The organism is Streptomyces sp. NPDC045967 (assembly GCF_056430495.1).
Genome location: NZ_JBWKLE010000011.1, coordinates 47054 through 69658, shown reverse-complemented (window position 1 = coordinate 69658; position 22605 = coordinate 47054). Strand labels below are relative to the sequence as shown.

The 22605-nt window shown below is 73.2% G+C and carries 21 protein-coding genes and 1 riboswitch; of the genes, 6 read left to right on the top strand and 15 right to left on the bottom strand.

Annotated elements, in window-relative coordinates; translation table 11 throughout:
* The first annotated feature begins 110 nt into the window (after window positions 1-110).
* Entirely contained in the window at window positions 111-1364 is a 1254-nt protein-coding gene (locus AC07FY_RS21405; RefSeq protein WP_479008472.1) for a D-alanyl-D-alanine carboxypeptidase family protein, read from the top strand.
* Between the two features lie 23 nt (window positions 1365-1387).
* Here the strand turns inward: AC07FY_RS21405 and AC07FY_RS21400 are convergent, their stop codons facing one another.
* From AC07FY_RS21400 to AC07FY_RS21385, 4 genes are all read right to left on the bottom strand, one after another.
* A complete protein-coding gene (locus AC07FY_RS21400) occupies window positions 1388-2326 on the bottom strand; it encodes a YihY/virulence factor BrkB family protein (protein ID WP_479008470.1) in 939 nt (312 codons plus the stop codon).
* Window positions 2327-2492: 166 nt separating this feature from the next.
* Window positions 2493-3089, bottom strand: a complete 597-nt coding sequence (locus tag AC07FY_RS21395) for a 2'-5' RNA ligase family protein (RefSeq protein ID WP_479008468.1) — start codon at window positions 3087-3089, stop codon at window positions 2493-2495.
* 100 nt (window positions 3090-3189) lie between these two features.
* On the bottom strand, window positions 3190-4203 hold the full coding sequence (trpS, locus tag AC07FY_RS21390) for a tryptophan--tRNA ligase (protein WP_479008466.1): 1014 nt from the start codon (window positions 4201-4203) through the stop codon (window positions 3190-3192).
* 278 nt (window positions 4204-4481) lie between these two features.
* Entirely contained in the window at window positions 4482-5750 is a 1269-nt protein-coding gene (locus AC07FY_RS21385) for a serine hydroxymethyltransferase (protein ID WP_479008464.1), read from the bottom strand.
* 34 nt (window positions 5751-5784) lie between these two features.
* A riboswitch (ZMP/ZTP riboswitch) is annotated at window positions 5785-5875 on the bottom strand.
* Between the two features lie 108 nt (window positions 5876-5983).
* On the opposite strand from AC07FY_RS21385, the gene rocD reads away from it, so the two are divergent.
* A complete protein-coding gene (rocD, locus tag AC07FY_RS21380) occupies window positions 5984-7189 on the top strand; it encodes an ornithine--oxo-acid transaminase (protein ID WP_479008462.1) in 1206 nt (401 codons plus the stop codon).
* Window positions 7190-7256: 67 nt separating this feature from the next.
* Here rocD and AC07FY_RS21375 read toward each other — a convergent pair whose 3' ends face one another.
* A complete protein-coding gene (locus AC07FY_RS21375; RefSeq protein WP_479008460.1) occupies window positions 7257-8447 on the bottom strand; it encodes a glutathionylspermidine synthase family protein in 1191 nt (396 codons plus the stop codon).
* A gap of 14 nt (window positions 8448-8461) precedes the next feature.
* Window positions 8462-8764 (bottom strand): hypothetical protein, encoded by a 303-nt coding sequence (locus AC07FY_RS21370; protein WP_479008458.1) that lies wholly within the window; start codon window positions 8762-8764, stop codon window positions 8462-8464.
* A gap of 116 nt (window positions 8765-8880) precedes the next feature.
* On the opposite strand from AC07FY_RS21370, the gene AC07FY_RS21365 reads away from it, so the two are divergent.
* Window positions 8881-9753, top strand: coding sequence for a DMT family protein (locus AC07FY_RS21365; protein WP_479008720.1), 873 nt, complete (start codon window positions 8881-8883; stop codon window positions 9751-9753).
* Between the two features lie 118 nt (window positions 9754-9871).
* Window positions 9872-10363 (top strand): carboxymuconolactone decarboxylase family protein, encoded by a 492-nt coding sequence (locus AC07FY_RS21360; protein ID WP_479008457.1) that lies wholly within the window; start codon window positions 9872-9874, stop codon window positions 10361-10363.
* A gap of 27 nt (window positions 10364-10390) precedes the next feature.
* Here the strand turns inward: AC07FY_RS21360 and AC07FY_RS21355 are convergent, their stop codons facing one another.
* From AC07FY_RS21355 to AC07FY_RS21330, 6 genes are all read right to left on the bottom strand, one after another.
* Window positions 10391-10936, bottom strand: a complete 546-nt coding sequence (locus AC07FY_RS21355; protein ID WP_479008455.1) for a hypothetical protein — start codon at window positions 10934-10936, stop codon at window positions 10391-10393.
* 593 nt (window positions 10937-11529) lie between these two features.
* Complete coding sequence (locus AC07FY_RS21350; RefSeq protein WP_479008453.1) at window positions 11530-11922, bottom strand: hypothetical protein; 393 nt, start codon at window positions 11920-11922, stop codon at window positions 11530-11532.
* A complete protein-coding gene (locus AC07FY_RS21345) occupies window positions 11903-13711 on the bottom strand; it encodes a hypothetical protein (RefSeq protein ID WP_479008451.1) in 1809 nt (602 codons plus the stop codon). Before AC07FY_RS21345 ends, AC07FY_RS21350 begins: the two co-directional genes overlap by 20 nt.
* A gap of 133 nt (window positions 13712-13844) precedes the next feature.
* Window positions 13845-14834: a malate dehydrogenase gene (locus AC07FY_RS21340; protein ID WP_479008449.1), complete on the bottom strand. Its 990-nt coding sequence runs from the start codon at window positions 14832-14834 to the stop codon at window positions 13845-13847.
* A gap of 166 nt (window positions 14835-15000) precedes the next feature.
* The gene (locus tag AC07FY_RS21335) at window positions 15001-15435 is read right to left on the bottom strand and encodes a DUF3017 domain-containing protein (RefSeq protein ID WP_479008447.1); all 435 of its coding nucleotides are present in this window, start codon (window positions 15433-15435) and stop codon (window positions 15001-15003) included.
* The gene (locus tag AC07FY_RS21330) at window positions 15425-16285 is read right to left on the bottom strand and encodes a bifunctional methylenetetrahydrofolate dehydrogenase/methenyltetrahydrofolate cyclohydrolase (protein ID WP_479008445.1); all 861 of its coding nucleotides are present in this window, start codon (window positions 16283-16285) and stop codon (window positions 15425-15427) included. Before AC07FY_RS21330 ends, AC07FY_RS21335 begins: the two co-directional genes overlap by 11 nt.
* A 255-nt stretch (window positions 16286-16540) precedes the next feature.
* On the opposite strand from AC07FY_RS21330, the gene AC07FY_RS21325 reads away from it, so the two are divergent.
* A complete protein-coding gene (locus AC07FY_RS21325) occupies window positions 16541-17152 on the top strand; it encodes a hypothetical protein (protein WP_479008443.1) in 612 nt (203 codons plus the stop codon).
* Window positions 17153-17311: 159 nt separating this feature from the next.
* On the opposite strand, the gene purH is transcribed toward AC07FY_RS21325, so the two are convergent.
* Together purH and purN are read right to left on the bottom strand one after the other, a co-directional pair.
* Window positions 17312-18904, bottom strand: a complete 1593-nt coding sequence (gene purH / locus AC07FY_RS21320) for a bifunctional phosphoribosylaminoimidazolecarboxamide formyltransferase/IMP cyclohydrolase (RefSeq protein ID WP_479008441.1) — start codon at window positions 18902-18904, stop codon at window positions 17312-17314.
* Window positions 18901-19524, bottom strand: coding sequence for a phosphoribosylglycinamide formyltransferase (purN, locus tag AC07FY_RS21315; RefSeq protein WP_479008440.1), 624 nt, complete (start codon window positions 19522-19524; stop codon window positions 18901-18903). The genes purH and purN overlap by 4 nt, the downstream gene beginning before the upstream one ends.
* A gap of 256 nt (window positions 19525-19780) precedes the next feature.
* Between purN and AC07FY_RS21310 the strand changes: the two genes are divergently transcribed.
* Window positions 19781-20428, top strand: a complete 648-nt coding sequence (locus AC07FY_RS21310) for a hypothetical protein (RefSeq protein WP_479008438.1) — start codon at window positions 19781-19783, stop codon at window positions 20426-20428.
* A gap of 392 nt (window positions 20429-20820) precedes the next feature.
* Here AC07FY_RS21310 and AC07FY_RS21305 read toward each other — a convergent pair whose 3' ends face one another.
* Complete coding sequence (locus AC07FY_RS21305) at window positions 20821-22602, bottom strand: cell division protein PerM (protein ID WP_479008436.1); 1782 nt, start codon at window positions 22600-22602, stop codon at window positions 20821-20823.
* Window positions 22603-22605 lie beyond the last annotated feature (3 nt).

The window sequence follows — 22605 nt, the reverse complement described above, 5'->3', positions numbered from 1 at the left end:
CGGATCGGTCCCCGGAACGGACGCGCCGGGGTGGGCTGTCCCGGCGGTGGTCGCCTCGAATGGGCCGGTCCCAGACGCCGCACAGCCCATCGGAAGGTACTTTCACCTGCGTGTCTGTAAAGAAGACCGCGCTGACGGTCCTTTCCGCCGCGCTGCTGGTGCCCGCGGTGCTGGCCGTCCCCGCGCACGCCGCGCCGAAGCCGCCGGCCGCGCCGGCCGACGGGAAGGGGCAGCCGCGCAAGGCCGGGAAGGCCGCTCCCGCGCCCCCGGTCTCCATGTCCACGGTCGGCGGGGCGCGGCTCGGGCAGCCGGGCACCCAGGTCAACCTGCTGCCCGGCGCGCCCGCCCTCCCCTCGAACCTGACGGGGCGCTCCTGGATCGTGGCGGACGCCGAGTCCGGCGAGGTGCTGGCCTCGCACAACGCGCACTGGCGGCTCCCCCCGGCCTCCACCATGAAGATGCTCTTCGCGGACACGCTGCTGCCGGGCCTGCCCAAGAACCAGGTCCGCAAGGTCACCGAGGAGGACATGGAGGGCGTGGGCCCGGGCAGCAGCCTGGTCGGGGTCAAGGAGGACCACGAGTACAGCGTCCACGACCTGTGGCTGGGGGTGTTCCTGCGGTCGGGGAACGACGCCGTGCACGTGCTGTCGGCCATGAACGGCGGCATCGACAAGACCGTCAAGGACATGCAGGCGCACGCGGAGGAGCTCCAGGCGCTGGACACCCACGTGGTGTCGCCCGACGGCTACGACGCCCCGGAGCAGGTGTCGAGCGCGTACGACCTCACGCTGATCGCCCGCTCCGGGCTGCAGAAGCAGGACTTCCGGGAGTACTGCGGCACGGTCGAGGCCAGGTTCCCCGGCCTGCACGAGCCCGGGAAGCCGCGGGACTACTTCGAGATCCAGAACACCAACCGGCTGATGACGGGCGCGGGTGGCATCTCCCCGTACAAGGGCATCGCCGGGGTGAAGAACGGCAACACGACGATGGCCGGCTCCACCTTCACCGGCGCGGCCCAGAAGGGCTCGCGCAAGCTGCTGGTCACGGTGATGAACCCGGGCGCGGGCGGGGCGAACTCGGTGTACGAGGAGACCGCCGCACTCTTCGACTGGGGTTTCGGAGCGCTGGGCAAGGTCAAGCCGGTGGGAGAGCTGGTGCCGCCGAAGAGCGCGGACACCACCTCGGTGGGCTCCCCGGCCCAGTCCCACGAGAACAACCCGGCGGCGGGCGCCGCGGGAGGGGGCGGGGTCGGCACCGCGCTCGGTGTCACGGGCGCCGCGCTGGCCGTGCTGGCGGCCGGCGCCTACGCGGTCAACCGCCGCTGGCCGCGCGGCGCCCGCGGCCGCGACGAGGACCTCGTCTGACCCCGGGGCCGAGCCCGCCGCCCCTAGGCGCGGCGGGCTTCGGCCGACTCGTCGCGGGGGCCTTCGGCCGACTCGTCGCGGGAGGGTTCGGTCGGCCGGTCTCGGGGGGACTCGTCGTCGCGGGTCGCCGTCCAGGACGCGACGAACAGCAGCAGCTTCGCCGTGAAGTTGATCCACAGCAGCAGGGCGATCGGCACGCCGAAGGCCCCGTACATGCTCTTCGTGGCCACCTCGCGGATATAGCCGCTGAGCAGCAGCTTCAGCAGCTCGAAGCCCGCCGCGCCGATGAGGGCGGCCTGGATCAGCCGGCGGCGCGGGGGTTCGACGCCGGGGAGCAGCGTCAGGACGTACAGCAGCAGCAGGAACGCGGCCAGCACGCCGACGAGGAAGCCGCCGGAGCGCAGCAGCACGCCGCCCGCGCCCTCCCGCGGGATCCCGAGCCACTCGGCGGACTTGCCGACGGCGCTGGAGCCGAAGATCGAGGCCGCTGCCGAGGCGAGGCCGACGCCGCCGAGGCCGAGCAGCACCAGGCCGTCCTTGCCCTTGCGGGTGATCGGGTTGCCCTCGTCCTCGTCGTCCTTCTCCCACACGGCGCGCAGGCAGTCCCGCATGGAGCCGACCCAGCCGATGCCGGTGAAGAGCAGGAGGGCGCCGGCGACGAGGCCGACGGTGCCGGCGTTCGCGACGAGCGCGTCGAGGTCGAGCTGGTCGGAGATGCCGGGGACCTGTTCCGCGAGGCTCTCCTGGAGCCGGTCGAGCTGCTCCTGGTCGAGGAGGCCGGCGCCGACCGCGGCGGCCACGGTGATCAGCGGGAAGAGCGCGAGGAAGCTGATGAAGGTGATCGCCGCGGCGAGCCGCGTCCAGTGCACGCGGTCGAGGCGTTCGTACGACCGCCACGCGTGGGTGCGCATCAGACGGGCCGCCGCGGGGCCGATCACCGGGAGTTTCGTCAGCCAGTCCATGAAGTCACCGTAATTGCGCTATCGGAAATGGCCGGGATTGCCGGATTCTGGGACTACGGTCGTCGACTGTGACTTTTCCCGAGGTGCCCCGGACGGACCGCCCGTTCCACGCCCTGGTCCTGCGCAGGCTCAGGTTCCACACGCTCCAGGCCCTGCGGCCGCTCCGTCAGGAGGGCGGTACGCCCGTGCCCGCCGCTTCGTCGGCAGGTGACCCGTGCTGTGCCGGAAGGCCCGCCGGACCGGTGCCGAACGGGTACTCGCGCAGCTTGCGCCAGACGCCGTCCGAGCCCTGCTCGTAGAGCGCGAAGCCCGCGCAGACCCACTCGGCCGCGTAGTCGGCGAGGGTCTTGTACGCCAGGTCCATCGCCTCCTCGGAGATCCCGTGGGCGACGGTGACGTGCGGGTGGTACGGAAAGGCCAGCTCGCGGTCGAGCGGCCCCTCGGGGTCGCGGAGCTCGCCCTGGAGGCGGGTGCAGCCCTCGGCGCCCTCGACGACCTGGACGAAGACGACCGGCGAGAGGGGGCGGAAGGTGCCCGTCCCGCCCAGCCGCATCCGGAAGGCCCGGGAGGCGGCGGCGACCCGGGCCAGGTGGGCGCGGATCCCGGGGAGCCGGTCCGCCTCCACCTCGGTGGGCGGGACGAGGGTGACGTGCGTGGGGATGCCGTGCGCGGCGGCGTCCCCGAAGCCGGCGCGCAGCTGCTGGAGCTCGCTGCCGCACGGCTCCGGGACCGCGATCGAAACGCCGAGCGTTACGGTCCCCACGTGTCTCTCCTCCGTGTGTCTGGTCTGGATGGACTGCTGCCGCCAGTGTGCGGGCAGTACCCCCGGTCCCGCCAGGGTCCTCTTCCCCGCGGCTGCCGGCTCAGTGCTTGGCGGGCAGGAATCCCAGGCGGTCGTAGGCCTGGGCGAGGGTCTCGGCGGCGACCGCGCGGGCCTTCTCCGCGCCCTTGGCCAGGATCGAGTCCAAGGTCTCCGGATCGTCCAGGTACTCCTGGGTGCGCTGCTTGAAGGGTGTGACGAAGTCGACCATGACCTCGGCCAGGTCGGTCTTGAGCGCCCCGTAGCCCTTGCCCTCGTACCGCGCCTCCAGGGCGGGGACCGTCTCGCCGGTGAGGGTGGAGTAGATCGTGAGCAGGTTGCTGACGCCGGGCTTGTGCGCGGTGTCGAAGCGGATCTCGGCCTCCGCGTCGGTGACCGCGCTCTTGATCTTCTTCTCGGTGGCCTTCGGCTCGTCGAGGAGGTTGATCAGGCCCTTGGGGGACGACGCGGACTTCGACATCTTGATCGCCGGGTCCTGGAGGTCGTAGATCTTCGCGACCTCCTTGACGATGTGCGCGGCGGGGAGAGTGAAGGTCGGTCCGAAGCGCTGGTTGAAGCGCTCGGCCAGGTCGCGGGTGAGCTCGATGTGCTGGCGCTGGTCCTCGCCGACGGGGACGGCGTTCGCCTGGTAGAGCAGGATGTCGGCGACCTGGAGGATCGGGTACGTGAACAGCCCGACGCTGGCGCTGTTGACACCGCCCTTGGCGGACTTGTCCTTGAACTGGGTCATGCGGCTGGCCTCGCCGAAGCCGGTGATGCAGTTCATGACCCAGCCGAGCTGGGCGTGCTCGGGCACGTGGCTCTGGATGAAGAGCGTGCAGCGCTCGGGGTCCAGCCCGGCGGCGAGCAACTGCGCGGCGGAGAGGCGGGTGTTCGCGCGCAGGTCCTTCGGATCCTGCGGCATGGTGATCGCGTGCAGGTCGACGACCATGTAGAACGCGTCGTGCGTCTCCTGGAGGGCGACGTACTGGCGGATGGCTCCGAGGTAGTTCCCGAGGTGGAACGAACCGGAGGTGGGCTGGATGCCGGAGAGCGCGCGAGGACGATCAGAAGCCATGGGCCCATTCTCTCAGGTACGGGACCGGGCTCGGCCCCGCCGCCGGCCGGATCCCGCCCGGCGCGTCGACGGCCGGCGGGACCGGGGCTCCGGCCCGGCCCCTGCCGGCGGGACTGAGCGCGTCGGGGCAGCCGGCCCCGGCCGCGTAGGAGGCGCGGGGTCAGGGGCGCAGCCCCGGTCCGTCAGCCGCGCCGGCGCCCGGGCCCCGCCCCGCCGACACGGCGTGAGTAAGGTCGTGAACACGGCGTGAGCCCGGCACGGGCCCCGGCACGGCCCGGTCAGGCCAGGGGGAGGCCCGGGGCCGGATGCGCGGCCATGAGGGACGCGACCTCGGCGCGGACCGCGCCCAGCCCGGCCTCATCCGCCTTCGCCGCCGCGTCGACCGCCCGCGCGATCCACTCCGCGACCTGCGCCATGTGCCCCGTACCGAGCCCGCGCGACGTCAGCGACGGCGTGCCGATCCGGATGCCCGACGGGTCGAACGGCTTGCGCGGGTCGAACGGCACCGTGTTGTAGTTCACCACGATCCCCGCCCGGTCCAGCGCCTTCGCCGCCACCTTGCCCGGGACGCCCCGCGAGGTCAGGTCGATCAGGATCAGGTGGTTGTCCGTGCCGCCCGACACCAGGTCGAAGCCCCGCTCCAGCAGGGCCTCGGCCAGGGCCTTGGCGTTGGCCACGACCGCGTGGGCGTACGCCGTGAACGCCGGCTGCGCCGCCTCGTGCAGCGCCACCGCGATACCGGCCGTCGTCTGGTTGTGCGGCCCGCCCTGGAGTCCGGGGAACACCGCCTTGTCGATGGCCTTCGCGTGCTCCTCCCGGCACATCAGCATCGCCCCGCGCGGGCCGCGCAGCGTCTTGTGCGTGGTCGTGGAGATCACGTCCACGTGACCCGCCGGGGACGGGTGCGCACCGCCCGCGATCAGGCCCGCGATGTGGGCCACGTCCGCGACCAGGACGGAGCCGGCCTCCTCGGCGATCGACGCGAACGCCGCGAAGTCGATCGTGCGGGGCAGCGCCGTACCGCCACAGAAGATGATCTTCGGCCGCTCCGCCAGCGCCAGCTCCCGCACCGCGTCGTAGTCGATCAGCCCGGTGTCGGCCCGCACCCCGTACTGCACGCCCCGGAACCACGAACCGGTCGCCGAGACGCCCCAGCCGTGCGTGAGGTGCCCGCCCATCGGCAGCGCCATGCCCATGACCGTGTCGCCGGGCCGGGCGAAGGCCAGGTACACGGCCAGGTTCGCGGGCGAGCCGGAGTAGGGCTGCACGTTGGCGTGGTCCACCCCGAACAGGCCCTTCGCCCGCTCGACGGCCAGCGCCTCGACCCGGTCGATGTTCTGCTGGCCCTCGTAGTAGCGGCGGCCGGGGTAGCCCTCGCTGTACTTGTTCTGCAGCACCGTGCCCGAGGCCTCCAGGACGGCGGCGGACACGTAGTTCTCACTGGGGATCAGGCGCAGGGTCTCGGCCTGCAGGTTCTCCTCCGCGGCGACGAACGACGCCAGCTCGGGGTCGGTCGCGAAAAGGGCGGGATGGCGGCTCGCGGACATGGCGGGCTCCTCCGGGGTCGATGTGATCGGTACCCCGCGAGGCCCAGGCGAGCGGCCCTGTCTGCGGTCGAGCGCGCACGACTCCCCCGGAGTTCGTTCTCCGTACGCCAGTCGCCGTGCGTACCGCCCACCTTAGCGGGCGCGGCCCCGAGGAGGTTTCCCCGTCCCCGCGGCGAGCGAGGATGGAGGTGACGCCACCCTCGTCACCGGCCTGACGGACGATCGGAGACCCCGTGTCGACAACTGCTGATGCCATCCGCTCCGCCGACGCGCACAGCGCGCACAACTACCACCCGCTGCCCGTCGTCGTCGCGACGGCGGAGGGCGCGTGGATGACCGACGTGGAGGGCCGCAGGTACCTGGACATGCTCGCCGGCTACTCGGCGCTGAACTTCGGGCACGGCAACCGCCGCCTGCTCGACGCCGCCCGGGCCCAGCTGGACCGGGTCACGCTCACCTCGCGCGCCTTCTTCCACGACCGCTTCGCCGACTTCTGCACCGAACTCGCCGCGCTGTGCGGCAAGGAGATGGTGCTGCCCATGAACACCGGTGCGGAGGCCGTGGAGACGGCCGTGAAGACCGCCCGCAAGTGGGGGTACGAGGTGAAGGGGGTTCCGGACGGCCACGCCAAGATCGTGGTCGCCGCGGACAACTTCCACGGGCGGACGACGACGATCGTCTCCTTCTCCACGGACCACGAGGCCCGCGACCACTTCGGGCCGTACACGCCGGGCTTCGAGATCGTCCCGTACGGGGACCTCACCGCGCTGGCCCGCGCCGTCACCGAGAACACGGTCGCCGTGCTGCTGGAGCCGATCCAGGGCGAGGCGGGGGTGCTGGTGCCTCCCGCCGGGTACCTGAGCGGCGTACGGGAGCTCACCCGTGAGCGGAACGTCCTGTTCATGGCGGACGAGATCCAGTCGGGGCTGGGCCGCACCGGCCGGACCTTCGCCTGCGACCACGAGGGGGTCGTCCCCGACGTGTACGTCCTGGGCAAGGCGCTCGGCGGCGGCGTGGTGCCGGTCTCGGCCGTGGTCGCCGACCGGGACGTGCTGGGCGTGTTCCGGCCGGGCGAGCACGGCTCCACCTTCGGCGGCAACCCGCTGGCCTGCGCGGTCGGCCTGGAGGTCGTCGCGATGCTGCGGACCGGTGAGTACCAGCAGCGCGCCACCGAGCTCGGCGACCACCTGCACCGGGAGCTGAACCTGCTGGTCGGCGGGGGCGGGGTGACCGCCGTGCGGGGGCGGGGGCTGTGGGCGGGCGTGGACGTCGAGCCGTCGCACGGGACGGGACGGCAGATCTCCGAGAAGCTGATGGAGCGCGGCGTCCTGGTGAAGGACACCCACGGGTCGACCATCCGGATCGCCCCGCCGCTGGTGATCGGCAAGGAGGACCTGGACTGGGGGCTGGAGCAGCTCCGGGCGGTCCTGTCGGCGTAGGCCCTGTCGTCAAAGTCCCGCCTGGCCCGCCGCTACTTCGACGACAGGACCGGGCGGGCCGGAGCGCCTAGAGGATGACGTGGGGCAGGAAGCGGGCGTACTCGTCCGTGACCGGCCCCGCCGATTCGCGGATGCCGAGCCCCGCCGCCTCGTCCTCGACGACCCACGCGCCGAGCACCACCCGGTTGCCGTCGAAGTCGGGCAGCGGGGCCAGGCCCTGGAAGCAGTACCGCTCGCCGTCCCGCGCGGCGAACGGCTCGCCGCCCGGTTCGTGCAGGGTGACTCCGGCGCCCTCGCGGCCGAGCAGCGGCTTGGCGACGTAACCGCCCTCCTCGGCCAGCTCCCGCGGGCCGTCGAGGTAGGCGGGCAGCAGGTTCGGGTGCTCCGGGAAGAGCTCCCACAGAATCGCCAGCAGTGCCTTGTTGGACAGCAGCATCTTCCACAGGGGCTCGATCCAGCAGGTGGTGCCGGAGCCGCCACCGTGGTCGTAGGTGCCGAGGACCTGGGGCCCGAACTCGTCCGTGGCCAGCCACTCCCACGGGTAGAGCTTGAAGCAGCTGCGGATGAAGCGCAGCTTCTCGTCCACGAAACGGCCGGACAGGCTGTCCCAGCCGATCTGCTCGACGGACAGCGCCTGGGTGTCCAGGCCGGCCTGTTCGGCCGTCTCCTGGAGGTAGGCGACCGTCATCAGGTCCTCGCCGAGCTCGTCGGTCTCGGAGTGCGCGAAGTGCAGCGGGCCGGGCGGCAGCAGCTCGGCCTGGCGGCGCCACGCCTCGACGAGGCGTTCGTGGAGCGAGTTCCACTGGTCGGCCCCGGGGAACCGCTCCTCCATCCAGAACCACTGCGGACTGGCCGCCTCCACCAGGGAGGTCGGGGTGTCGGCGTTGTACTCCAGCATCTTGGCCGGGCTGCCGGTGCCGTCGTAGCGCAGGTCGAAGCGGCCGTACAGGGAGGGCTGTTCCGCGCGGCGCCGCCACGACTCGGCGACCAGCGCCGCCAGCCGCGGGTCGGTGATGCCGAGGTCCGCGAAGCGGTCCTGCTCGACGATGTGCGCGGCCGCGGCCAGGCACATGGCGTGCAGTTCCTCGACCACGTTCTCCAGCGCCTCGACCTCGGGGAGCGAGAAGGAGTAGTACGCGCTCTCGTCCCAGTAGGGGCGCAGGGAGCCGTCCGGATAGCGGGTGAGGGGGTAGATGAGCCCCTGTTCCTCGACCGTCTTCTGCCAGTCGGGGCGGGGCTCGATGGTGTGCCGCTTCATGGTTCCGGTTTCCCTCAGCCGCCGCTGGAGCCGGAGCTGGAGTGGCCGCCGATGCCGCCGCGGGTGACGGCGGACTTGTCGAAGCTGCCGCCGCTGACCTTTCCGTTCTTGATGGTGCCGCCGTAGTAGTAAGCGCCGGTGCCGCCGCTTCTGCAGTCCTTCTTGTTCAGGTGCTCCAGCGTGGAGCGGGACGCACAGCGCTTGTCGGGCTCCCCGCTGCTGCCGCAGGCCACGAGCGTGGCCGCGAGCAGGCCCATTCCGCCGAGGGCGACGGCTCCCGAGCGCATACGGCGCGTGTTGGTGCTGCTGGTGTCCATACCTGCTGCTCCCCCTAGGTCCTGGCGTGCTCCCGACAGACTAGAGCGGAGCCGGGGGCCGACGGAATCCGGCCGTGCCGAGATCCGTGACCTAGAGTCAGTTCGTGCTCATTGGGATGATTTGCGCGCTCGGTGCGGCGGTCTGTTTCGGTACGGCGTCCGTCCTGCAGGCGGTCGCGGCCCGGACGGCCGAACCCGGGACGGGTTCCGGCGTGGACCTGGCGCTGCTGCTGCGGGCGGTCCGGCAGTGGCGGTATCTCGCCGGTCTGGCCCTGGACGCGGCGGGCTTCGCGCTCCAGATCGTCGCACTGCGCCACATCCCCATCTACACGGTCGGGGCCGCCCTCGCGGCAAGCCTGGCGGTCACGGCGGTGGTCTCGTCCCGGCTGCTGAAGGTACGGCTGTCACGGACCGAGTGGGGCGCGGTGGCGGTGGTGTGCGCGGGGCTGCTGATGCTCGGACTGGCCTCCGGGCCGGAGGGTACGGGGACGGGCTCGCTCGCGCTGAAGCTCGGACTGCTGGCGGCGACGGGGCTGATCCTGCTGGTCGGCGCGGTGGCGGGCCGGCTCCCGGACGGCCCGCGTGCGCTCGTCCTGGGCCTGGCGGCGGGCACGGGCTTCGGCGTGGTCGAGGTCGCGGTCCGCCTCATCGACTCCGTGCGGGACCTGGGCGACCCGGCCCTGTACGCCCTCCTGCTGGGCGGCGGCGCGGCCTTCCTGCTGCTCACGTCGGCGCTGGCGCGCGGCTCGGTGACGGCGGCGACGGCCGGCATGATCCTGGGCGAGACGGTCGGCCCGGCCGTGATCGGCGTGGTCTGGCTCGGCGACCGCCCCCGCGAGGGCCTGGCCTGGCTGGCCGTGCTCGGCTTCACGGTGGCCGTCGCCGGAGCCCTGGCACTGGCCCGCTTCGGAGAACCCCCGGAGACCGCACCGGAAGCCGCCCCGGACCCCGTCCCGAACCCTGCGCCGGACGCCCCGGGCCCGGCCTGATCCGCCGAGAGGTCGAGAGGGCGGGAGGTCGAGAGGGGGTCGGCGCCGGACGTGGCCCAGGATCCGGCCAGGGAAATGGACCATGCCGGCGGGCCGCCTCCCTCCTAGGGTGAGGCGCATGACCACCACACCGAACGCCCCCGAGCACACCCCCCGCATGCACATGGCCAGGCTCGCGCCCGAGGTCTACAAGGCCGTCCTGGGCCTGGAGACAGCCTCCAAGAAGGGCTTGGACCCGACCCTCGTCGAACTCGTCAAGATCAGGGCCTCCCAGCTCAACCACTGTGCGTTCTGCCTGGACATGCACACCAAGGACGCCATGGCGGCCGGGGAGAGCGTGGAGCGGATCGTTCAGTTGGGTGCCTGGGAGGAGTCGCGGCACTTCTACACCGAGAAGGAGTTGGCGGCGATCGAGCTCACGGAGGCGGTCACGGTCCTCACCGACGGGTTCGTGCCGGACGCGGTGTACGAGAGGGCCGCGCAGCACTTCGAGGAGCGCGAGCTGGCCCAGTTGATCGCCGTGATCGCTACGATCAACGTCTGGAACCGCATCGGCGTCACCACGCGCATGGTGCCGGGGCACTACACGCCGGGCATGTACAAGAGCTGATCCGGCCGCCGTCCGCGCCCGCCCGGGTCATTCCACCCGGAAGGACTCGACGGCCGTCGTGAGGTGTTCGCGCACGAGCGGGACGTCCGTGTCGGGCCCGAAGGCATTGAGGACCCACCGGGTGTCGTCCGCGGCGACGACGAGCCGCACGATGCCGTGGGCGGCGGGCTGGGTCGAGGCGGGATCGTCGTAGACGTAGACCTGCTCGCAGCCGTCGCCGTTCACGGCCTGCCGGGAGATCTCCCGGTAACCGGGGGACGCGCTGAGGTTCCCGGTGGTGTCGACCAGGGTCTCGCAGGCCGACTTGGAGTCCTGAGGTGCCCGGACGATCTGGAGCCCCGCGCCCTGGTCGCCTCCGGCAGGGCGGTAGACGGTCCCGTAGGCGCTCTCGCCGGGACTGGCCTGCCACCCCTCGGGAATGCGGACCGCGAAGCCGGACACCGTGTCGCGCACCTCCGTGGACGAAGAGCGCGGTGCGGGACCGGAGGTGTCCGGACCCTTCGCGCCACCCGGGTACAGCCAGCCGGCCACGGCGACGGCGCCCAGGACGGCCACGGCGAGGGTCGTCCCCACCGCCACCAGGGCCCGCCGGTCCCGCCACCGCGGGGCGTCCGGCGGGTACGCGTAGGGGTGCGCGGGTGGGGCGACCGGGGGCCCGGGGGACGGGCTTCGCGACGGGTCTTCCGGCGGATACGCGAACGGGTTCCGCGACGGCGCCCCACCGGCGGGCGCGGCCGCAGCCCCACCGCCACCGCCACCGCCCCCGGGAGCCGATCCTCCGCCCAGTCGCACGGAGTCGGCCTCCTCCGGGGACGCGGCGGATCCTGGGGCCGCATCGGCAACCGGGGAGGCACCGGCGGGCCGTGCGGCCGGGTGCGTCGGCGCAGCTGCGTGCGCGGCCGGCGGCGCGTCCGCGTGCGAACCCGTGGGCGCGGTCGGGTGCCTGCCGGGATCCTTGCCCGAGCCCGCGGGTCCGCCGGGGGCAGAGGCCGCGCCCGGGGCCGGGGCCGAATCCGTGGCTGTGCCCGGCGCCGGGGCCGTGCCCGCGCCCGAGCCCGCGCCCGGGTGCGATGCGCGGTTCGGCGCGGGGGGCTCCGTCGGGGGTGGGCGTTCCCAGCGTTGCGACCGGGGGTTCCAGCGGACCCCGCCCTCCCCCGTCGCCACCGTCAGCCCCCCAGCGAGGTGAGCAGGGCGGCCAGGGCGGTGGCCGCGCTCACCGAGTCCACCAGCGGTGCCCACCTCTCCAGCGTCCCGCGCAGCCGGGCCGGCAGACCCTCCCGCACCTGGCCCTCCGCCTCCAATTCCCCCGCGACCTCGTCCAGTTCGCCGTCGAGGGCCGCCCGCTCGGGACTGCGGGGCAGCCGTACGAGGGCCGCGCGGAGCTCCCGTACGGCCTCCAGCAGTTCCTCGGCGCCCGGCTGCCCGGGCTCCCCCGTGCCGCCGCCCCCGTGCACGGTGCTGTTGATGTTGTGCGCGCCGCCGATGCTGAAGCTGCTGCCGTGGATCTCACCGATCCTTACCGCCGACTGCTCCGCGCCGCTACCACCGCTCGCTGCCACCGCTTCTCCCCTTTCCGCTGCCCACGCCCCGGCCCGAGCCGCGGGCCCGCTCCCGGCCCCGGTCCCGGTCACCGTCACCGTCTCCGTCCCGGTCCGGACCCCGGTGGTTGCTGACGCTGTTGCGGCTCTGCCCGCCGATGCCGAACGCGCTGTTGTTCACCGATTGGATGAAGACCGCGCCCTCGGCCACGTTGACGGCCCGCTCCGCGAACTCCCTGGTGTGCCAACCCGCCTCGTGCAGGGCCACGGCCACCCCGCCGACGATCCGCTCCTGCACCGTCTTCAGGTACCGGTCCAGGTCCATCAGCTGGAAGAGCGACGCGTCACTCTGCGCGGCGAGTTCGCGTACGGACACGGCCGGTCCGGCCGGGATGGCGACGCCGTGCCCCGCCGTGGCCATCCGCCACGGGATGCGGACCGCGCGCAGCAGCGCCAGCAGCGCCGGCCCGAGGGCGCCCGCGCCGTTGACGACCGCCCAGACGACCTTGGGGAGGGCGGTGCCGCGCCGCTGCCGCTGGACGGTGTCGTCGGCCCGCTGGAAATCCGGCCGGACGGGCAGCAGCACGTGCGGCGCCACTTCCAGCATCAGCATGCCGCCCTGCGTGTGCACGCGGATGAAGACGGTGACGACGAGGTTCTCGTCCCAGCCCCCGATCCGCACGCGCAGGAAGTGCCGGCGGCGCTCGCCGCCCTCCTCGATGGCGGCCGCCCGGTGCTCGGCGAACGCCTCCGCCGACAGGTCCGCGGAGTCGACGTCGGGCAGCCCCTCGGCCGGCAGGAACACGCACTCGTCGATGACGAGCTCCCGCAGCCGGTCCAGCACGGCGGCCTCCGCCTCCGGCGAACCGTGCGGCGACGGCACGCGCAACGCCTCCAGACGTGGCCGGATCCGGTCCACGATCCGCGCGTTGTCCAGTTCCTCGGCCTCGCCGTCGCCGCGCGGGCTCAGTTCCACGGTCAGCTGCCACGGCCGGTGCGCCCGGCCCGCGCCGCAGAACGGGTTGCGCACGTCGTACAGGACCAGCGGCGCGTGCTGGCTCCGCTGGATCCGCGCGCGGGCCCGCCCGAAGCGCCGGCCCGTCACCACCAGGTCGCCCGCCCCGGCCGCGTAGCCCTCCCGGTCCAGCGTGAGGTGCAAGGCCCGCGCCAGGTAGCCCCGCTGGAGTCCGGCGACGGTCGTGAGCAGCAGGAAGACCAGTACGGCGACCCAGGAGTAGGCCTCCCCGTAGAACCGCCCCATCCGCGGCCACTCCAGGAGGAAGCCGAGCGGGTTGCTCGCGATCACGTCACCGAGGAAGGGGAAGAACCGGTCGGCGTCCCCGAAGCGCAGCGGCTCCATGCCGCGGTCGGCGAACCCGGCGACGACCCCCCACAGAACGTTGCCGAGCATCCACAGGGCGTAGCCGCGCAGCAGGTACTCGACGATCCGGCTGCCGCGGCCGGTCCGCTCCCGGCGACGTCTGATCTGGCCGGCGCCGCCGAGCAGGAGCCCCGGGACGATCAGGAACAGGGTGAAGGTCTGGAGGAGCAGCAGGCCGAACGCCCAGACCGCGACCACCGCCGCCGCCCAGGCGATCTCCATGTGCCGGGCGCGCAGGGCGTGGGCCAGGACGCGCGCCGCGTCGAAGCCGTAGGAGGGCGCGACGAAGCGCTCCTCGTGGACGTACAGCTCCTCGATCACCCGGTCGCGGTAGGCGGAGTCGAGGTAGACGCCGGCGCACAGCAGCCGTCCCGCCTCCGACTGAGACGGGTGGACGGGCGTTCTGCCGTCCGGGTTGGTGCCACTCACCGAGTCCCCCCTCAGGTGTGGAGGGAAACCGTACGGGGCCGGGCGCCGCCCGGACAGGGCGGATCGCGCCAAAAGGCCCCGGCGCAAAGGGCGCCGGGGCCTTTCAGGGTGTTCGCCGGTGGAGTGCCGCCGCTCAGATCAGGCCGAGCTGGCGGACCGCGTCGCGCTCCTCGACGAGCTCCGCGACGGAGGCGTCGATGCGGGCGCGGGAGAACTCGTTGATGTCCAGGCCCTGGACGATCTCGTACGCGCCGTCCTTGGTGGTGACGGGGAAGGAGGAGATGATGCCCTCCGGGACGCCGTAGGAGCCGTCCGACGGGATGCCCATGGAGGTCCAGTCGCCCGCGGCGGTGCCGTTGACCCAGGTGTGCACGTGGTCGATGGCGGCGTTGGCGGCCGAGGCGGCCGAGGACGCGCCGCGGGCCTCGATGATCGCCGCACCGCGCTTGGCGACGGTCGGGATGAAGGTGTCGGCGAGCCACGCCTCGTCGCTGACGACCTCGGCGGCGTTCTTGCCGGCGATCTCCGCGTGGAAGATGTCCGGGTACTGGGTCGCGGAGTGGTTGCCCCAGATGGTGAGGCGCTTGATGTCGGAGACGGCGGCGCCGGTCTTGGCGGCCAGCTGCGAGATCGCGCGGTTGTGGTCCAGGCGGGTCATCGCGGTGAAGCGCTCGGCCGGTACGTCCGGGGCGGCGGCCTGCGCGATGAGCGCGTTGGTGTTGGCCGGGTTGCCCACGACCAGGACCTTGATGTCGTCCGCGGCGTGGTCGTTGATGGCCTTGCCCTGCGGCTTGAAGATGCCGCCGTTGGCGGACAGCAGGTCGCCGCGCTCCATGCCCGCGGTGCGCGGGCGGGCGCCGACGAGCAGCGCGACGTTGGCACCCTCGAAGCCCTGGTTCGGGTCGTCGAAGATGTCGATGCCCTTGAGCAGCGGGAAAGCGCAGTCGTCGAGCTCCATGGCGGTGCCCTCGGCGGCCTTCATGCCCTGGGGGATCTCCAGGAGGCGGAGCTTGACCGGCACGTCCGCGCCGAGCAGGTGGCCGGAGGCGATGCGGAAGAGCAGCGCGTAGCCGATCTGGCCGGCGGCGCCGGTGACGGTGACATTCACGGGAGTGCGGGTCATGGCCTTCTCCGTTAGACAGCTGGCGGTGGGGCGTCCCCGCCCCATGTGCTGGAGGACGCCGCTCCCCAGTAAATCTTGACGTGAAGAGACATCCGCGGTCAGGCTATCGGACCCTGGCGCCGCCGGGGCCCCGGGGGCCCGTTCGACCCGGCGGCGCGCCCGGCGGTCAGCGGACGGTGAAGCGGACCGCCGTCTCCAGGAACGGGATGTCCAGCACCGGCTTGGGCCCTATCACCAGCGCGAGCAGCGTGATGGCCACGCCCAGCAGCCCGTACGTGACCATGTCCGTGAAGCGGGAGCGCACCGCGAGCATCCCGACCGACGGCAGGACGCGCCGCAGCACCGAGGCCGCGATCAGCGCCACGCCGATCACCAGGCAGCCGATCCGGGGATGCCCCACCGCCGTGACGAGCAGCCCCGCCGCGGTCGCGGTGAGCACGCTGAGCATCGGCCACTGGCGTGCGGGCGTGGACACCGCTCCCGGTACGGCCCTGCCGCTGCCCTCGGGGCGGGCGGTGTCCCGGGTGACGGAGGGGAAGCGCCGGGACCGGGAGGCGTCGGCGGCGGGCGCCGCGCGCTCCCCGTCCCGCTCAGCCCGCACTGGTGCTCCGCTCCGCGGCCTCGACGACGTTGACGAGCAACTGCGCCCGGGTCATCGGGCCGACGCCGCCGGGGTTCGGGGAGATCCAGGCCGCGACCTCCGCGACGGCGGGGTCGACGTCGCCGACGATCTTTCCGCTCCCGTCGCGGCTGACGCCCACGTCGAGCACGGCCGCGCCCGGCTTCACGTCCTCCGGCTTGACCAGGTGCGGGACACCGGCCGCGGCGACGACGATGTCCGCCTGGCGCAGCAGCCCGGAGAGGTCGCGCGTACCGGTGTGGCAGAGCGTCACGGTGGCGTTCTCGGACTTGCGGGTGAGCAGCAGGCCGATCGAGCGGCCGACGGTGATGCCCCGGCCGAGGACGACGACGTGCGCGCCGTCGATCCCGACGCCGTGGTGGCGCAGCAGTTCGACGATTCCGTACGGGGTGCAGGGCAGCGGGCCGGGCTCGTTCAGCACCAGCCGGCCGAGCGACATCGGGTGCAGGCCGTCGGCGTCCTTCAGCGGATCCATCAGCTCCAGGACCCGGTTGGTGTCGATGCCCTTGGGAAGCGGCAGTTGGACGATGTAACCGGTGCACCCCGGGTCGGCGTTGAGTTCCCGTACGACCGCCTCGATGTCCTCCTGACTCGCCGTCGCGGGCAGTTCGCGCTGGATGGAGGCGATGCCGACCTCGGCGCAGTCCTTGTGCTTGCCGTTGACGTACCAGCGGCTGCCCGGGTCGTCGCCGACCAGCAGGGTGCCGAGGCCCGGGGTGATGCCCCGTGCCTTCAGGGCCGCCACACGGGCGGTCAGTTCGGACTTGATCGCGGCTGCGGTGGCCTTGCCATCGAGAATCTGGGCGGTCATGGCACCATCCTCCCGGATGGAGTGCCCCCGGTTCCAGTCAAGGCCCCGTCGCGCGCCCGCCGGGTTCGCGGAGTTCATTGCACTTGCACAACAAGTCCGAGGGCCCGGGACGCCCGGCTGGACAAGTCCGGTCCGGGCGGACGACGATGACGGCAAAAGAGTGCCGCGGGCAGTGCCGGGGGGCGGACCGTAGAACACACAGCTTTCCTCCGTGCGTGCCGTGCGTCCCCGCACTTCCACGGAGGAACACCCCAGATGAGCTTCGGCGACCCGAACAACCCCTACGGCCAGCAGCCCCAGGCCCCGCAGGGCCAGCCCGGCTACGGCTACCCGCAGCAGGCGCCCCAGGGCGTCCCGCCGCAGGGCGGCTACGCCTACCCGCAGCAGCAGGCCCCCCAGGGCTACCCGGCCTACCCCGGCGGCCCCGGTGGTTACCCGGGCGCGCCCCAGCAGATGCCGGGTCTGGTCAAGACCGCGCGCGTCCTGCTCTTCGTCGTGGGCGGCCTCCAGATCATCGTCGGCCTCCTCGCGCTGCTCGGCGGTGCGGCGCTGTCGACCACGGACAGCAGTGCCGCCGGTGACGTGGTCGGCGGCGTCGTGATCGCCGTCGGACTCTTCGTCCTCGTCCTGGGCGTGCTGGCCATCATCCTCGGCGCGAAGTTCGCCAAGGGCGGCAACGGCGTGCGCATCACGACGATCGTCTACGGCGCGCTGTCCATCCTGGGCGGCCTCGCCAACTTCACCAACAGCGCCTCCGAGGGCGGCGGCCCCGCGGCCGGCGTCATCAGCCTGGCCATCGGCGGCTTGATCCTGGCCGCGATGGTCAGCGCCCCCGGCGCCGCCTGGTTCAAGCGCCCGCGCTTCTGACCCCCGTGAGGCCCCCAGGGGGCCTCACGGCCCTCATGGGGCCTCATGGCGAAGGCCGCGACCCGCACGTGCGGGTCGCGGCCTTCGGCGTTCTCGCCGGCCGGTGCGGCGGACCTCAGCGGGTCGGCGTCAACGGGTCGGCGTCAGCGGGTGGCCGGCTCAGTGGAAGAAGTGCCGGGTGCCGGTGAAGTACATCGTCACGCCGGCCTTCCGCGCCGCCTCGACGACCTGCTCGTCGCGGACCGAACCGCCCGGCTGGACCACGGCCTTGATCCCGGCGGCCGTGAGGATCTCCAGCCCGTCGGGGAAGGGGAAGAAGGCGTCGGAGGCGGCGTACGAGCCCTGCGCGCGCTCGGCGCCCGCCCGCTCGACCGCGAGCTTCGCGGAGTCGACGCGGTTGACCTGGCCCATGCCGACACCGACGGAGGCCCCGTCCTTCGCCAGCAGGATGGCGTTGGACTTGACGGCCCGGCAGGCCTTCCACGCGAAGGCGAGCTCGGCGAGCTCCTCGCCGGACAGCGCGTCGCCGGTGGCGAGGGTCCAGTGGGCGGGGTCGTCGCCCTCCGCCTGGAAGAGGTCCGACTGCTGGAGCAGCGCGCCGCCGGAGATCGGCTTGAGGTCACCCGGCTGGTGCGGGGTGCCGTCCACCTTCAGGACGCGGATGTTCTTCTTCTTGGCGAGGATCTCGACGGCGCCGTCCTCGTAGCCGGGGGCCGCGATGACCTCGGTGAAGATCTCCGCGACCTGCTCGGCGAGCTCCACGGTCACCGGGCGGTTCACGGCGATGACGCCGCCGAAGGCCGACAGCGGGTCGCAGGCGTGCGCCTTGCGGTGGGCGGCGGCCACGTCGGCGCCCACCGCGATGCCGCACGGGTTGGCGTGCTTGATGATCGCGACGCAGGGCTCGTCGTGGTCGTAGGCGGCCCGGCGGGCGGCCTCGGTGTCCACGTAGTTGTTGAAGGACATCTCCTTGCCGTGCAGCTGCTCGGCGTTGGCGAGCCCGCCCGGCCGGCCGTCCGTGTACAGCGCCGCGGCCTGGTGCGGGTTCTCGCCGTAGCGCAGGGTCGACTTGCGCTCCCAGGCGCCGGCCAGGAACTCGGGCAGCACAGCTTCCGGCTCCGGGGCGTACGCATTCGTGAACCAGGAGGCGACGGCCACGTCGTAGGCGGCCGTGTGCTGGAAGGCCTCGGCCGCCAGCCGCTTGCGGGCGGCGAGGTCGAAGCCGCCGCCCTGGGCGGCGGCGATCACGTCGGCGTAGCGGGCCGGGCTGGTGACGACGGCCACCGAGGGGTGGTTCTTGGCGGCGGCGCGGACCATCGACGGGCCGCCGATGTCGATCTGCTCCACGCACTCGTCCGGGGTGGCGCCCGACTGGACGGTGGCCAGGAAGGGGTAGAGGTTGACGATCACCAGGTCGAAGGGCTCCACGCCCAGCTCGGCGAGCTGGGTCCGGTGGTCCTCCAGGCGGAGGTCGGCGAGGATGCCGGCGTGCACGCGCGGGTGCAGCGTCTTGACGCGCCCGTCGAGGCACTCGGGGAAACCGGTGAGCTCCTCGACCTTGGTGACCGGCACGCCGGCCGCGGCGATCTTCGAGGCCGTGGAGCCGGTGGAGACCAGCGCGACGCCCGCCTCGTGCAGTCCGCGGGCCAGCTCCTCCAGTCCCGTCTTATCGTAGACGCTGACGAGCGCACGCCGGATCGGCCGCCGGGTCGTGGTCGGGTCGTTGCTCTCTGCGGTCTCTACGGCGGTCACTGGATTGTTACCTTTCGTCCCTCAATGCGGTAGCCGTGCCGGGCCAGGCGCCCCACGACGTCGACGAGCAGCTGGCGCTCGACTTCCTTGATGCGCTCATGGAGAGCGGCTTCGTCGTCCTCGTCCCGGATCTCGACGACACCCTGGGCGATGATCGGACCGGTGTCCACGCCGGCGTCCACGAAGTGGACGGTGCAGCCGGTGACCTTCGCGCCGTAGGCAAGCGCGTCCCGTACGCCGTGGGCGCCGGGGAAGGCGGGGAGGAGGGCGGGATGGGTGTTGACGAACCGGCCGCCGAAGCGATCGATGAACGCCTTCCCCACGATCTTCATGAAACCGGCGGAGACCACGAGGTCGGGCGCGTGGGCGTCGGTCGCCTCGGTGAGCGCGGTGTCCCACTCCGCGCGGCTGCCGTACTCCTTGACCGAGCAGACGAAGGTGGGGATCCCCGCCTTCCGCGCCCGCTCCAGACCGGCGATGTTCTCCCGGTCGGCCCCCACGGCGACGACTTCGGCGCCGAAGCCCTCGCGGCCGCCGGGATGGGCGTCGATGGCATCGAGCAGGGCCTGGAGGTTGGTGCCGGAGCCGGAGACCAGCACGACCAGGCGGGAGGCGGCCATGGGGAGGCCCTTTCTCACGGGAATGCGGTGTTCGTCTTTGTGTGGTCATACGAAACTTCGGGGTACCGATATACGGGGGACCATACGAAGCCACCGACCGCCTGCAACGATACCGGCACACCGGACGGCCCCCGAGGGACGGGGTGACGGCCGGGCGGTAGCGTCTGGCTTACAAGCCGCACACAGGCCTCACCGACCTGGCCTCCCGCCGCGACGTCGCCCTGACGTCCATGACACAGGGGAAGAACCACACCCGATGCCGGACCGCCGCCAGCCCGACTCCCCCACCGACGACAACCCCTTCGCGGCTCCCCCGGAAGGCCGGCCCGACCAGCCCTGGCAGCCGCGCCGCGGCGCCGACGGCTCCGACGGTGGCCCCGGGGGCGGCGGGCAGGACCCGAAGGGGGACGGCGGCGGCCGGGGAGGCCCGGCGCGCTGGGACCCGACCGACCCCATCCAGCGCCGCGCCCGCTACGCGCTGCTGGCCGGCATGTGGGGCTTCTTCTTCGGGATCTTCGGCATCCCCTCGGTGGGACTCCTGCTGGGAGCGCTGGCCCTGTACTGGGGCATCAGCGCCCTCCGCGGCCGCCCGGCGACCCCCGCCCCGGGCTCGAACCCGAACCCGAACCCGGACTCCGGTGAGGCCGGACGGGGCGGTGCCGGTGGGGGCGGCGGCCTGGCAGCCCTCGGCGAAGCGGCCCGCCCGCAGCGCACGGCGGCGGTCAGCGGCCTGGTCACGGCCACGCTGGCCATCCTGCTGGCCCTGAGCTCGTACGCGGTGCAGCTGGCGTACAAGGACTTCTACGTCTGCCGCGAAGACGCCCTGACGAACACCGCGGAACTCCAGTGCAACTCCCTCCTCCCGGACAACGCCTTGGGCGACGTCCTGAAGGTCCGCCAATAGACCGGAGGGCTCGGACCCGCACGGGGTGAAAATGCCACCTGGACGGGGCCGGTCACCTGGTCGGGCCGACACACTCCGACCCGGCCGTGCCAGTCCAGCCCCGCCGGTCACATCCAGCTCCGCCGGGCCGATCCAGCCTCGCCGGCGATTGAGGCGCGGGGGCACGGGGGCGGAGCCCCCGACACCGAAGCCCGGCCCACGCGCCCCCACACCACCAGTCAGACCACACAGCCCCCGGCACATCTCGGCCCAGCGGGCCACATCCAGCCCCGCCGGCGATTGAGGCGCGGGGGCACGGGGGCGGAGCCCCCGACACCGAAGCCCCGCCGGCGATCGAGGCGCGGGGACCGGGCGCAGGGCCCCGGTGCTGGAGCCGCCGCTCCCCGGCAGGGCTACGCCGACGGCTTGCGGCGGGCCAGCACCCGCGCCCCGGCCAGCCCCGGCAACGGCACATCCGGCTTCGGCGGCAGCAGATCCAGCCGCAGACTCGGCATCACAGCCACCTTCCGAACCGGCCGTGCCGGGCCCGGGCCCGGGCCGAGGGCAGGGGCCGGCGCAAAGACAGGGGCCAGGGCCGAGCCAAGGGCCGGGGCCGGGGCCGAGCCAAGGACAGGGACCGGGGCCGAGCCTGGGCCATGGGTCGAGGCCGAGCCTGGGCCAAGGGCCGGGGCCGGGCCTGGGCCATGGGTCGGAGCAAGGGCCGGGGCCGGGGCCGGGCCTGGGCCATGGGTCGGAGCAAGGGCCGGGGCCGACACCGGCACAGCCGCCACCGGCAGGCCCGGCTCCGCCGCCATGCTCGGGACCAAGCCACCCCCCGCCTGCCGCAGCGCCGCCCACCGCAGCTCCCGTACCCCGCTGTCGTGCCAGCCGTCCCCGCTGTCGTGCCAGCCGTCCCCGTCACCGTCACCCTCGCCCCCGACCACCCCCGGCCGGTTCCGCCACGCATGCACCCCCAGCGCCACCGGCACCGCCAGCGCCAGCGTCCACGCGGAGGCCGCCACCCCCACGGCCCACCACACCGGCCCGAAGTCGGCCAGCGCACGCGACCCCATGGGCCCCGCCGAAGCCGCCGCCAGGCCGGCCATGGCCAGCCCGCACACCAGCGCGCCCAACGCCGCCGTCAACGCGGTCTCCCCGTAGGAAACCTCCCGCGCCCGCCGCACCGCGAACCATCCCACCGCCAGCCCCGCCACCACCGGTACCCCCGCTGCCGCCCAGGTCAGCGGCGTACCGGGCCCCTCGGGAGGGAGCGCCGCCAGCAGCGGGAACCGGGGCAGCGCGGGCGAACCCACGAACCCGAACGGCGTGGCGGTCACCCCGGCACCCAGCGCGAACCCGGGCCCGAGACCGTACGCCGCCCCCCAGACCATGGCGTTCGGAATCAACGCGACCGCGAGCAGCAGCACCGCGAAGCGGCCCGACCACACGCCGGTCAGCGACAGGAAGGATTCCTGCACCTCCGCACCGTGCCACGCGAGCGAGCCGCCGACGAGCAGCGCCCCACCGCCCAGGAGGACGAGCGCCCCGCCCACGCCGGCCCGGAGCGCGACCGCGTACCGAGGGCGTGCGACGGCCCTCCGCACGCCCCCTGGCACCCACTCCGGCAACGACCCCGCCCGTCGGCCCCGTACCGCCCACACCCCGCCCGCGGCGGCCAGCACGGCGACCAGCGGGACGTGCCAGGCCGCGCTGATCGGATCCGCCGGCATGGGCCCGCCCGCCGCGTACACCGTGGCCAGCGCCCCGACGGCCAGATAGCCGCAGAGCACGGCCGAGAAGACGGCGCTGGCCGGCAGCACCTCCTCCCCGTCCTCCTCGGAGGTGCCCCCCAGCCGGGCGGCCCGCCGCATCAGCAGCACGGGCAGCGCGACGAGCAGCAGCGGTGTCACGCCGACGGGCGCCGGGACGCCGGACAGGGTCTCGTAGCGCACGAGCTCCGTCCCGTGGGCGAGCAGCCACAGCCCGGCGGCGAGGTGCAGGGCCCCGCCAGGGCCGCTGTCGGGATAGGGAGAGCTGATCCACAGCACGATGACGAGCACGGCGAGGAAGCCGAGCCCGAGTCCGGCAGCCACGGCGCCGCCCATCACGCAGGCGGCCGCGGCCGGGGAGCGGCGCCGCCCGGCGGCTCGCGGGGCCACGGACAACGGGGTCCCGCGTTCGGTCACTTGGGTCACCCC